Source organism: Pseudomonas edaphica (genome assembly GCF_005863185.1).
Lineage (GTDB): Bacteria > Pseudomonadota > Gammaproteobacteria > Pseudomonadales > Pseudomonadaceae > Aquipseudomonas > Aquipseudomonas edaphica.
Window position 1 is genome coordinate 1 of record NZ_VBVZ01000171.1, and the last position, 10,906, is coordinate 10,906.

Annotated in this window: 22 protein-coding genes; 1 reads left to right on the forward strand and 21 read right to left on the reverse strand. The window is 58.0% G+C overall.

Annotated features, from left to right (window positions below):
* The 16 genes from FEM54_RS13490 to FEM54_RS13555 all read right to left on the reverse strand — a co-directional run.
* On the reverse strand, positions 1-728 hold a 728-nt coding region (locus tag FEM54_RS13490), incomplete at its 3' end, for a DNA cytosine methyltransferase (RefSeq protein ID WP_138451341.1).
* Between the two features lie 57 nt (positions 729-785).
* Positions 786-1,169: a hypothetical protein gene (locus FEM54_RS13495; protein WP_240792739.1), complete on the reverse strand. Its 384-nt coding sequence runs from the start codon at positions 1,167-1,169 to the stop codon at positions 786-788.
* Entirely contained in the window at positions 1,154-1,933 is a 780-nt protein-coding gene (locus FEM54_RS13500) for a hypothetical protein (RefSeq protein WP_138451345.1), read from the reverse strand. The genes FEM54_RS13495 and FEM54_RS13500 overlap by 16 nt, the downstream gene beginning before the upstream one ends.
* On the reverse strand, positions 1,930-2,697 hold the full coding sequence (locus FEM54_RS13505; protein WP_138451347.1) for a lambda exonuclease family protein: 768 nt from the start codon (positions 2,695-2,697) through the stop codon (positions 1,930-1,932). Before FEM54_RS13505 ends, FEM54_RS13500 begins: the two co-directional genes overlap by 4 nt.
* Entirely contained in the window at positions 2,694-3,455 is a 762-nt protein-coding gene (locus FEM54_RS13510; RefSeq protein WP_138451349.1) for an ERF family protein, read from the reverse strand. Before FEM54_RS13510 ends, FEM54_RS13505 begins: the two co-directional genes overlap by 4 nt.
* Before the next feature lie 43 nt (positions 3,456-3,498).
* Positions 3,499-3,804, reverse strand: coding sequence for a hypothetical protein (locus tag FEM54_RS13515; RefSeq protein ID WP_138451351.1), 306 nt, complete (start codon positions 3,802-3,804; stop codon positions 3,499-3,501).
* 122 nt (positions 3,805-3,926) lie between these two features.
* A complete protein-coding gene (locus FEM54_RS13520; RefSeq protein ID WP_171045837.1) occupies positions 3,927-4,289 on the reverse strand; it encodes a hypothetical protein in 363 nt (120 codons plus the stop codon).
* 76 nt (positions 4,290-4,365) lie between these two features.
* A complete protein-coding gene (locus FEM54_RS13525) occupies positions 4,366-4,563 on the reverse strand; it encodes a hypothetical protein (protein WP_138451355.1) in 198 nt (65 codons plus the stop codon).
* The gene (locus tag FEM54_RS13530) at positions 4,560-4,988 is read right to left on the reverse strand and encodes a hypothetical protein (protein ID WP_138451356.1); all 429 of its coding nucleotides are present in this window, start codon (positions 4,986-4,988) and stop codon (positions 4,560-4,562) included. The genes FEM54_RS13525 and FEM54_RS13530 overlap by 4 nt, the downstream gene beginning before the upstream one ends.
* 18 nt (positions 4,989-5,006) lie before the next feature.
* The gene (locus FEM54_RS34020) at positions 5,007-5,168 is read right to left on the reverse strand and encodes a hypothetical protein (RefSeq protein ID WP_169956893.1); all 162 of its coding nucleotides are present in this window, start codon (positions 5,166-5,168) and stop codon (positions 5,007-5,009) included.
* A 21-nt stretch (positions 5,169-5,189) separates the two neighbouring features.
* A complete protein-coding gene (locus tag FEM54_RS13535) occupies positions 5,190-5,420 on the reverse strand; it encodes a hypothetical protein (protein WP_138451358.1) in 231 nt (76 codons plus the stop codon).
* Positions 5,421-5,457: 37 nt separating this feature from the next.
* Entirely contained in the window at positions 5,458-5,760 is a 303-nt protein-coding gene (locus tag FEM54_RS13540) for a hypothetical protein (protein WP_138451360.1), read from the reverse strand.
* A gap of 193 nt (positions 5,761-5,953) precedes the next feature.
* Positions 5,954-6,097, reverse strand: a complete 144-nt coding sequence (locus FEM54_RS34025; RefSeq protein ID WP_158619143.1) for a hypothetical protein — start codon at positions 6,095-6,097, stop codon at positions 5,954-5,956.
* A 533-nt stretch (positions 6,098-6,630) separates the two neighbouring features.
* The gene (locus FEM54_RS13545) at positions 6,631-6,828 is read right to left on the reverse strand and encodes a hypothetical protein (protein ID WP_122554883.1); all 198 of its coding nucleotides are present in this window, start codon (positions 6,826-6,828) and stop codon (positions 6,631-6,633) included.
* Positions 6,829-6,893: 65 nt separating this feature from the next.
* Positions 6,894-7,148, reverse strand: a complete 255-nt coding sequence (locus tag FEM54_RS13550; protein ID WP_138451361.1) for a hypothetical protein — start codon at positions 7,146-7,148, stop codon at positions 6,894-6,896.
* A 107-nt stretch (positions 7,149-7,255) separates the two neighbouring features.
* The gene (locus tag FEM54_RS13555) at positions 7,256-7,450 is read right to left on the reverse strand and encodes a hypothetical protein (protein WP_138451363.1); all 195 of its coding nucleotides are present in this window, start codon (positions 7,448-7,450) and stop codon (positions 7,256-7,258) included.
* 489 nt (positions 7,451-7,939) lie between these two features.
* Here FEM54_RS13555 and FEM54_RS13560 point away from each other — a divergent pair, with 489 nt between their 5' ends.
* Positions 7,940-8,251, forward strand: a complete 312-nt coding sequence (locus FEM54_RS13560; RefSeq protein WP_138451365.1) for a DUF1654 domain-containing protein — start codon at positions 7,940-7,942, stop codon at positions 8,249-8,251.
* A gap of 48 nt (positions 8,252-8,299) precedes the next feature.
* Here the strand turns inward: FEM54_RS13560 and FEM54_RS34650 are convergent, their stop codons facing one another.
* From FEM54_RS34650 to FEM54_RS13585, 5 genes are all read right to left on the reverse strand, one after another.
* On the reverse strand, positions 8,300-8,875 hold the full coding sequence (locus FEM54_RS34650; protein ID WP_240792742.1) for a hypothetical protein: 576 nt from the start codon (positions 8,873-8,875) through the stop codon (positions 8,300-8,302).
* Positions 8,876-8,988: 113 nt separating this feature from the next.
* Positions 8,989-9,753, reverse strand: coding sequence for a DUF1828 domain-containing protein (locus FEM54_RS13570; RefSeq protein WP_138451367.1), 765 nt, complete (start codon positions 9,751-9,753; stop codon positions 8,989-8,991).
* Positions 9,750-10,265 carry a hypothetical protein gene (locus FEM54_RS13575; RefSeq protein WP_138451369.1) on the reverse strand — a complete coding sequence of 172 codons (516 nt, stop codon included), beginning with the start codon at positions 10,263-10,265 and terminating at the stop codon, positions 9,750-9,752. Before FEM54_RS13575 ends, FEM54_RS13570 begins: the two co-directional genes overlap by 4 nt.
* A 74-nt stretch (positions 10,266-10,339) precedes the next feature.
* Positions 10,340-10,579 carry a hypothetical protein gene (locus FEM54_RS13580; RefSeq protein ID WP_138451371.1) on the reverse strand — a complete coding sequence of 80 codons (240 nt, stop codon included), beginning with the start codon at positions 10,577-10,579 and terminating at the stop codon, positions 10,340-10,342.
* Positions 10,580-10,583: 4 nt separating this feature from the next.
* A partial coding sequence (locus FEM54_RS13585; RefSeq protein ID WP_138451373.1) for a S24 family peptidase occupies positions 10,584-10,906 on the reverse strand: 323 nt, incomplete at its 5' end.

Consider the following 10,906-nt stretch of genomic DNA (forward strand, 5'->3'; position numbering starts at 1 on the left):
ACTGATCCACATCCGCACTGGAGTGCAGGGCCGAAAGGAGCTGTTCCGGTAACGTCTTGCCCCTCGCCTCGGCCCGGCGCAGTATCCCGGCGCACGCCTTCGCGCTCAAAAAGTACCTCGGCGGGATCGAACCCGTCTCGAGCACTTGCGACAACGAACACACGACGGCGTCGTTGGGCCAGGCCGAAATATTGGGCGTCCAGGACCCGCCACGCGATTGTTCTTTTGGGTCCATACACACAACCAGCGTCCTGCCATTTTTTCCCTGGAGGCTGCAGCTCGCAGTCTTCCCCAGCAAGCGCGCCAAGAAAGCATCCGAAGGCGTTCCCTTTGTCGCTGAGGACGCCGGGGACGTTCTCCCAGACGATGACGCTGGCGGGCTTTCGCTGGCCGGCGCGAACATAGTCAACTGCATCTGCAAGCTCCACATATTTTATGGTGAGGGCGCCGCGCGGGTCTGTGAGGCCTTCACGCATGCCGGCGACCGAGAAGGCCTGGCATGGGGTGCCGCCGACCAGCACGTCCGGCGCCGGGATCTTGCCGGCCAGCACCAGGGCAGCCAGCTTGGTCATGTCGCCGTGGTTCGGCACGTCGGGGTAGTGGTGGGCCAGGACCGCCGAGGGGAACGGCTCAATCTCGGCGAACCAGGCGGCGCGCATGCCTAGCGGGTGCCACGCTTGTGTTGCAGCCTCAATGCCGGAGCAGACTGAGCCGTAAGTGATTTCCACGGTGTATCTCCAGTCAGGCGCTGACCTCCGGCGACCGGATGCAGCGAGTAGGGTGGGTTATTCGTCGCCGTCGTCTTCGGCGTTCATCTGTAGCGATTCGGCAAAGCCCGCTTGCCGTAATTTGCGCGCCACGTTTTGCGGTATGTCGATTCCGTGGCGCTTAATTTCGAGCATTGATGCAGATGCTTCACGTCCCATCGAGTGGGCGTGCACGATCAGTCGCCAGATGGTTGACCGGCCCTTCGTCTCGCCCAGTTCAGCTGTGAGCGCTGCCAGACGGTCACGCATTCCCTGCCGGAAGTAGTGTCGGATGATGTCGGATGGCCCTTTGACTTTCGGCGGCGCCGGCGGCAGATCCTCGGCCCGGCCATTCAGCACTAGCAGTTGCACCGCCTCGCTGACTTCCTCGACCTTATGCCAGAGCATCAACTCGTCGAGCATCTGCCGGGTGCCGTGCGGTACCGTGTGCCGCAACTCCTGCTCGCCCAGTTCCTGCCGCTTCTCGGCAAGCTTTGCCGTGCGCTCCTTCTGTTCGGCTGCCATGGCCTACCTCTTCTATTCCGCTGGCCGGCAGTGCGAGCCAGGTTTGACGTTTGCGTTGCTGGATGCGGGCTATGGGCGCATGAAGTGCTGCCTTGGCGAGCTTTTGGATAGTCGATGCCGTGCGCAGCGATAATCCGCTCGAAGGCCTTATTGCTGATGGCGAGCTTCCCGCAGCACTTGCGCCGCGTGACGCCTAGCTCCATGAACGCCCTTATACGTATGGCAAACTGAGCGTCTCGATCTTCCATCTGCTTTTGGCGCTCGGGGTCTTGATTGCCGCCGCGCACGGCCTTCTTGAACTTGATCCCGAACTCTTGCGTGATGCCGCAGAGGGTTCTACGGCTGACCTTTAGCAACTGAGCAACTTCACTTTGGGTGTGATTCGCTGCCAGTTCTGCAACCTTCTCAATCAGCTTTGTGCGCTTCTCGGCGCGCGCGTTGATTGGGGCATAGGGAAGGGGTGCCGCTTCAACCCGGCGCCGAACAAACGGCTTCGGCGCCGGCGGCATCTGGTTGCTGTAGGTAATTGGTTTGGGCTTATAGCCGATGGGCGTCGCTTCTTCGATCTGGCCTCCGGCCTCCAGGTACTGCTCTACCTGCGCGGCCAGTTCGTCCGAGGCCGGGCGCATTGCCTCGACCAGGCTGAGGTGATTGCTGATCATGCTGCTTCACTCCGAAGTTTCGCCTCGTAGTCATCCACCAGCAGCTTGAACTGCCAGAGGTCTTCTTCGAGCTTTTCGATATAGTTGTCGTCGCGCTTGAACTCTTGCCACCAGAGCTGGCGGCCCACCACCTCCAGGGCGGGGCAGTACATGCCGACGTGCCAGAACTTTCGGCCGGTGATCCACATGCAGCCCTGCACCTGATCCATGATGCCGCTGGCGTCGTTGTCGATATGGAAGGCGCGGAGCTTGTCGGGTGCGATGAAGCACTTGTACTCACTGCCGCCGTCTTCGCCGATCAGGCCGTCAGCGCTGGCTCCGAAGGCGCCATCGTCCGTGGTTACGAACCCGGCGCGCTGGACCATAAGGCCTGTTTTAAGCTCATGCTCCATCCTGGCCATCGGCTCAAGTTCGTGGCCGCGCTTCATCTGCCAGGTCTCGAAACCATTATCCAGCGGGGTGCCGCTGATGCGCTCAACGGCCAGTCCGAATGCATAGTTCATTGCCGCTTCGGACGGTTGCCCGACTGGCTTGCCGGCCAACGCCAGGCGCACCGACTCGGCCTTTGGTGCCGCCTTGTAGCCTGCCTCGGCCATGGCTTCCTTTTCGGTCATGCCAGACTGGACCGCCGTCACAAACACCAACTGCTTTTCATCCAAGCCGCCGACCTTAGTGCGAGCCACGCCGAACATGCTGGCCGTAATGCATCCTGCGCGGGCTTGATGCCACTCTGGGCTGCCTTGTTCACAACTGATTAGGATCATGACGCGCTCTCCAGTTCAGCCTTGCGCTTATTGACCGCGCCGCGTAGCTCTTCGGCGCCTACTGAGTCCTTGGCGGCGTGCAGAACTTTCAAGCCGTGCTGCCACGCCTCTTGCAGGCTGTCTTTGTCGGTCGCGTCCGAGACACGGGATGTCAGGTCATCGAGAATGGCGTTGCGGAAATCATCACCACCGGCGCCGTTGCCGTCGTCGTCCTCTTCGCCGATAGCGACGTTGAAGATCATCTTCAGCAGGTAGCGCATGCCGTAGGAGGTGCCAGAGCCGAAGGCGTGGGTCTTTGTCATGACGTCGCCACCCTTGGCGCCCTTGCCATCAGACGGCACGTGTGCACGGTATTCTCGGGTGTGCCCGCCAATATGGCTGACGAAGCACACCATGCCGACCATGCCATCTGGTGCTGGCTCGGTGCCGAAGGAAAGCGAGAACCCTTCCTTGGTGTACTTAGGCCGCAACGAGCTGTCGAGCTTTCCGTAGGTCGCGTACTGGCTGCGTGTCTGGCTATTGGTAGCATCGGCTGCAATACGGCCCATTTCGCCCTGTACGCGAGACAGGGCGGCATTGAAGTCTGTTTCAGCGGTCTTGGCCTGCATGCGCTCATGCATCGCCATGAGGCGTTCCATCTTTTCGATGTCGCAGGCCGGATCAGCGGCGGCGCGCTGGATGACAGAAAGGATCGTTGCGGACTCATTGAGTTGAGCCGGCATGTTCTCTCTCTGCTCAACTACGGAAGTGCTGGACATGACTATCTCTCCGCGCCACCGGAGAGGGGCGCTGTGAAGGGGGTTATTGGGTGGCTTTGGCGATGGCGTAGCGGCCTTTGACCCAAGCGTCAATGGACTCTGGTGATACGTCGCGACGATCACCCATCCACTCAATGCACATTTCCAGCGCCTTAAGCAGATCCGGTGCGGCGGCGATCAGCTTGGCATTGGCCAAATGTTCGTCGCGGCGATAATTCACTTCGGCGACAGTCCAGTAGTTGGTCTCAACCATGGTTTTCGGCTTTGGCTCGATGGTCGCTATTCTTCCACTAGACCATTCGTCACCACCGGGGATGATTACCCAAGGCCCAGGCGTGTGCTTATTCATGTCGATTACCTATCGAGTGATCGTCCCGGCGTATGCGCCGAGCAACATCACGAAAGTAAAGAATGCGAGTGCTATGGCAGACCCGCGCCAGAAGCAGTAGCGCTTGACTCTTTGGTGGGAGGTCATGGTTTATCCTTTCGGTTGATCACGATTGACATAAAGTCATCATCATCAAGCGCGCCCCACTTATCGTAGAACTGCAGTACGTCGGCGCAATATTGCTCATGCCTGATACGGCTATTCTCGTCGGCTGTATCTATCTCCTGCCATTTTGGATCTGCTGGGCAGCAGGCGCGGTGGCATGGAACATAAGCATCTTCGGTTTCGTGGTACCGATAGAGGCCTTCCGTGATCTTCTTGCCGCAGGCGCAGCAGCGCATCAACCCAACCTGTTGATTTGGTGCGCTTGCGTATCTGTAATGCCGGCTCACATCGCCACCTTGCAAGTCCAGCGGCCCGCACTCTTGCAAGGCTGCTCGATCCATTTCACGTCTACCAGAAACAAGAAACCCTGATTTCTCAGGGCCATGGCGATTCCTTCAAATGATCCGGCGATTATGGTCATGATGCCTCCTTGCGCCGGGCAACGATCTTGTTGAGGCGCCCGCAGTAGTGGTTGAATTCGGAGATGGTGATGCGATCGTCTACCATCATTTCGTTCAGCGTTTTCTGGATCATCAACGACCAACTGACTGGTGTTTGGCGATCCTCGAGCGTTTCAAGCTCTTCGCCGATAAGAACGTGTGCACTGAGAGTCATAGTTCGTCGTCCTCGGCCTGTGCGGCCAGTGCATCGTCTACCAGGGGCCGAAGTAGGGCCTCGGCAATTTCGCCAAGCTTGCCGAAGGGGTGATCGCTGCGGCCTAGCAGCTCGGCGGCGGCGTCTTTGTCGGCCCGGCCACAGTTGTTGGCGACCAGAAGGCGCCCAAGGGCTGGCGTGCCTACCTCAAAGTCTGCCTGCCGGGCGTTCGCCAGTTCGTCCGCCGCCAGCTCCAGCTGGGCGACCGTGACGACCTGAGGCCTTCGCAGGCGCCGCTGCACCTTCACATCCTGGCCAAACCTCACCAGCTGCTCCGTGGCGTTGTACAGCCACTCCTTGCGTTCAATCTCCACCGCCGACTCGCTCACTGGAGGCGGCAACCGGGCGTCGTACATCGCCTGACAAATCTTCAATGCTGCGTTCATGGTCGCCTCCAGTTGGCGTTATTCGGGGGTTCGTTCAGGCTTGATGATGTCGTCACCGCCAAGCGCCCAGCCCAATGACCAGCAGCGCTCGCATGGCTCCGGCCGGGCATAGCAGCCACACTGGGAAGCCTCTTCCTCAGTCCAGCCAACCTCTTTTTCAACTTCTTCGACGGTTCGCATGGCGACCTCCAGTGTTTGGGGTTAGGCGGAAGCTTTGGCGATGACTGCTCGGGCTACCAGAACCTTGTCGTCGTGCGTGCTGCCGGTGTTGCCGGGGTCTTGGTAGGCAGCGAGCAAGCCTTGCAGTGCTGCGAGCAGTTCATCTCGTTGCTCAAGCAATGCCTTGACCGTCTTCTTTGCCGCCAGATGCTGCATGTAGAGTCGGCCTTGCTCTTGCCTGGATAGGCTTATCGAAACCGTGACATCGCTCATGACTCTCTCCATTCGTTGGTTCACCCGGTTAGGCGGCTTATTCGTCCGGCTGATCGTCGTGAGTGACGTATCCAAGCCAAATCAGATCATTCATCGAATTCCAGAACTCTTTGGTCGCCTCGAAGTCGCTGGCCCCGCCACTGATCCATCCCCGTGCACGCCAGTCGGAAAGGATTGCGCGCTCTTCTGCATTGATCTTGCTTGGCTCAATGTTGCTTCCGTTGACCAGGCAATGCTGCGCGTAGGGCATAAGGCGCAGTTCGCGCTGGCAGATTTCCTTTCCGAGCAATTCCAGAGCCATTGCCTTTATGTGGGCGGTGAGTTGTCCTCGCTTAGCCATTTCGTTCTGCTCCGTTGATTCGTTGGTTCACCTGTATTCGTCAACACTCATGCCTCCCGCTGGTTGCCGATGGGCGCGGGGGAGGAGTGCTGACGTAATAAAGGCGCGTAAAAAAGCCCGAACATTGCCCGGGCTTTCGGTGCGACACATAGACCTCCCTACGTGGCGCCGGGAAGAGTTTTTGGCGGGACTATCAGCGCCAGAACGCCGAGAGCCCCGATCTAGAACGCCAGCGCTCACGATGGAAGCGCAATGGACCGGTTGGCAGGCCGTCATCAGGTGGCGGTTCTGGCCGCGCATGGCTGAGCGCTGCGCCGATCAGGAACAGTAGGAGCATGGTGATCTCCGGTTGGTTTGGGTGATGCAGAGGCCGGAGCTGATCCCGGCAGGACTATTAGCGGCCTTAGTGACACCGGAGTTTCACCGGGGCGAAGGTTTCAGCCGCTTATTCTTGGACTCGCCGTGGCCATCTGGGCGCTTACTCACTCTACCGGCCACGATTCCCGCGATCCCTCAGGTCTTACACTTGCCCGTCAGCCCGGGAATTCATCTGCTTGTTGCGGTGATGCAGGTGGGCGGTTATAGGCCGCGATTTCGTCCGCATCGGGGTGTGATCGGAACACCAGGGCGCGACCCCTGCTTGGTTCCCGCCGCGTTTGTAGTGTTGGCCGTCTCGCTCATACCGGCTCAGGACATTCACGGGTCTTTGCGATCCTAGCGCTGCAGCCCACTTGGGCACGCTCCGATCACACCCCGATGCGCTCTCATAGAGAGGATCGGGTGGGTTAACCGGGTTCGTCCTGACCACCCAGGACCTCAACCATCACCGGTATAGGGCAGTTAACGACAGGCTGTCGTGGCGCTGGTTGTTCAGGCGGCGCGTTCCAGCTCGCAGCACTGTTCGTAATGAGCCACTGCGATTGGCATGTGATAGCTGTCGAGAGGCCATTTGCTGACTTTGCAGCCTTGACCAGCGGGGCAATGAAACACGAACAGCTCACCCGCCTCTTTGTCCATCTGCATGCTCACTTGGGCGCCGCTTGTGAAGTCGTCTTCGATGATGATCATCTCGTCTTGCTCCGGTTGTTTTCCCGCTGCCCACCGCTCTGGATGGGCATCAGTGAAAAGGTCCGTCATGCTGCGAACAGCTCTTGCTGGCGCGGCTGAGGCGTGCAGCGCTGTAGTCCGGCGCGTATGGCTGACTCCAGCAGTTCGACGTCTTGCTCAAGCTCAGGGAAGGCCCCGGCGAACTCGCTGACCGCGCTGCGCAGTGCGGATGCCTCACGCTGCAGAGCTGGAATCACGATGCTGCACATGTTGCCGATCGTGCGCAGATCCAGGCTGCATTCCCGGCAAAGCCGGATGTAGTCGAGCATGTACTTCGGCATTTCAAGTCCTCCGTTGATTTCCAATGCCGCCTCATAGAAGCGGCATCAGTAAATCTTTGGTATTGCACGCCGGCGTGCCGAGGTCTATACGGCGCATCAGGGTGGCGTTATCGGTGGGCGCGCTTGATTTCAGCGGCGCGGTCTGTGCTGCTCAACAGGGCCCAGCGGTCATGCTGGTGGTTGTGGTCGTCCAGCGCCGCCTGATTACTGGTGCAGCAGGCCTCGCAGTAGCCTTCGTGCAGTGCCTTTGTGCGGTCGCCGCACTGCGGGCAGTCGTACTTGATCACTACTCCCTTGCTCATTACGGTTACTCCGGTTTGATTTTCCGGATGACCCTGTCACCAAGGTCATCGAGGAAATCTGTTTGTTGCGTTCTCTTGCACAGGCCAACGGTCGTTTTCCCGTTGATGTCTTTCAGCGCGACACGGGATCAAGGTCCCAAGGCCAAACGCTTACTCACCACCACACAGCCTCTCCAGCTGCGCCCTCCGAATGAGGTCTCCTATGCCCAGCGCCGACATGAGGTCGAATCGCTGCGTACCGTTGCGCGGTACGTCCGCTGGCTATGCATCGGCCAGCTCGGCGTCCATCAAGTTTTTAAAGAGCGGTTCGCAGTGGTTGTGTGTCGCTGCGATGGGTGAACTATCACGCATCGTGTTTATTTCGTCAACACGAAATGTGATTTATTTTTACGAATTAACACGGCAGTTCTCGGTTACGTTTTCGGAAAGCGTGGGATATGATTCTGTCTATCCTGTACGGATATACAGTAATTACCGGGAGGGGATTCCATGGCGAAGAAGCAGGCGGCACCGGCAGCACGGCAGGAAATGAGCGGTATGGCGCGCCTCGGGCTTCGCGTCTCATCGATGATTAATCACCCGGTTGCCCAGACGCAGCGCTGGGTTACGATTCATCGCCTGGACACGGATGGGGATCGGGAGTGGGAAGAGGTTCTGAGCGTGATCGCTGATACCGACGAGCTCGAGCTGACGCTCAATGACGATGGCAGTGTGACGGTTAGGTGGGAGCAGCAGGAAGTCGAGGTGGCGGGCAGGGGAGAGGTTGAGTTCGAGCCAGAAGAGGAGGCGGCGCCTTTCTGATAGGCATGAAAAAGCCCGCTCGTTGCGGGCTCACTTAAGCATGGTTAGTCAGTCCGTAATCGGTGGGTACTTGCCGCTCACCGAATCCCTGTAAACAATCTCGCTGAACAACCTGGGGCCGTCGCGCATTGCGACCAGGGCCTGCTTTGCCTCTTCCTTTGTTTCAAATGGGCCGGCACCCACTGCCAGGCCGATCATTGGAACAACCGGAAGTCCGGTGCTGGTAATTGCCTCAATGGTTCGCTGCTGTTCTTCTTCGTCACGGCAGGCAGTTGATGCGACCCATCCATTTTTAAGGCGCGGGGCGGCTACTGGCTCAACATCGGCGCCGCAGTGCTTGCACTTGACCGCAGCAGTCTTGATGCTCTCGGCACACATAGGGCAAGGGCGAGTATCTTTCTCTACCTGGGCGGCAGCAGGGGAGCCTTTACCACCCAGCAAAACCATGAGAAGGCCGGCGAGCGCAATCACTCCGCCAACAATGGTGTGGATCTGGCGGTCAGCCATGAGCCCTAGGTTATTCACTCGGCTGCCGGCGCCGGTAGGCACTGACACATCCATGCTCAGCGCGAAGATCAGCCAGCACGCGCCGACGACCAGTGCGAATGTCCCAAATCCTTTCATTGGATCCCTCCCATAATTGAGCCAGCACTTTACCATTCGTGGCGTACAGCCACCATCTGAGTGGTAGGGAAGGGCAGATACAAGAAGCCCGGCGCTGGGCCGGGCTTTAAAAGTTAGGCCGCGAGCGACCTTATGTCTTCTATAAGCTGAGACGCGGTCTTGAAAACCAGAACGCTTGCGCTTTCTGCCAGTGCAGAAGCTGCCTTGCCAACGTCCTGAGGGTTGGCCGACTCAAGAATCACCAGTCGTCTTGCTTGTGGCGCGGCATTCTTCAGATCAACCATTTTCCCCAGGGTGCTGTAGACCGACAGCCAGTGCGGTTTGTCATCCTGAGCACTTACGGTTTGAATGATCTGCGGGTTGCCCGACTCGACGTCAAGCGCGAACTGGAACTTCAGGTTGTGGCCGCTCGCGCCCTGAACCTCATAGTCCCTTTTTACGCGCTTTGGAAAACCGGCGCGAAGAGCCTTCGAAACAATCTTCTCAAATTTAGATATGGGGGCAGGTCGCCAAGCGTCGCAAGCTTGGCTGATCTGGCTCGCCGCTTCGATAAATCGAGCCATGTAGTAAGGCACATCTTTCTCGGCGCACGACGCATGCAACTCACCGCTTTCGGATAGTGCTATGTGACAGTCCGCAGCAATGTTGGCCAGTTTTGCGGCCTTATTTGCATTTGGGCTCACACCCATAGTCATCGCGTGGAACAGAGTATCTGCGTTGTCGGTGATGCGAACTCGACCTTGCCCAATATCCTGAACATACGCACCGATCAAGGTGCCGTCGAAGGATAGGGAGATAGGGCTTTCAAGGTAAACGAGGCCGCTATTGATATGCGTACACGCTAGACCGAAGGCCTCGGTAATATGTGTGCAGTTCATATCAACCTCATTTGTGGCTCATCGTTTTCCGTCGGAAGATTTATAGGTGGTGCGCCAATGATATTGGCACGACTTAGGAATACCTGCCACAAGCTTGAGACGGGCTGCGCTTCAAGGGGCTCGATGTAACCGTATGAAGCCTCAGGAACCGGCAAATGGATGTGCGGATGGGAAATCTTCTGCATGAAAAACTCCTTCCCGATACCGACCTTGTTCACATGATTCGCTGATCCGTTCTCATCTATCCCGAAGACGCGTGCGTTATTGACAAGCAGGGTCATGTAAAGCTTGTCCGGCACATCCTGAATTAGGCTTGGTTTGTAGTCGAGCTGCAGGAATAGCCCCTCTGGTCGCACATTGCCGACTAGAAGCGCGGTTCGGAATTTGAAGCTTGAAGGCCACTGCTTGACTGATGTTTGAACCCACTCAATGGAGTCGCCAGCATCCCAATGCTTTTCTACTTCAAGGCCAGCTATTGCTTCTTCATAGGATATTTTTGAAGGCTGTGCCATTCACGCAATGCTCCGCATTTGCATTCCTTTGGCATCCGCAATGGGCTGCGCTCGCATACATTAAAAGAAAACAACTATTCCGGTTTCGCCCTGGTGATGCGCTGATCCCTGACCTCATCCGCATAACCCGCCAGCTTGTCCTCAGCCTCCTGAAAGCTCAGAGCGATCTTCATCAGATCGTTGGCGCCTTGCTCATCCCCTGACGCCAGAAGTCGCTTGGCAAAGACAAACAGATCTACACCTGACCACTTGAGCAGGGCCGCAGCCTCTTTCAGGTCGCGGCGAAGCTGCTGGTTGGGTTTAGTGAGGGCCATGTCGTCACGCCGGTTGTCCGTTCCAAACAAACAGGATGCGCCCCTGTATGTATGTGTCGTCCTTCCTTATGGTGCGCGGCCCGTGCAAAGGGTTGTCCGACAGCATCTCGAAATTATCTTCGTCCAGCACCTGGAGACGCTTTATATAGAAGTGGTTTTGCCAGGTGAGTGCGTAAATGCCGTCGCCCGTGAATTCCCGGACGGTCACGTCGATCAACAGCGGGTCACGGCTCTTAATGGTTGGGGCCATCGATTCACCTTGGCCGCTGATCATTTTTAGATGGAAGTGCTCTTTGAACTGGACGCCCAGCTCGCGTAGGTGGCTGG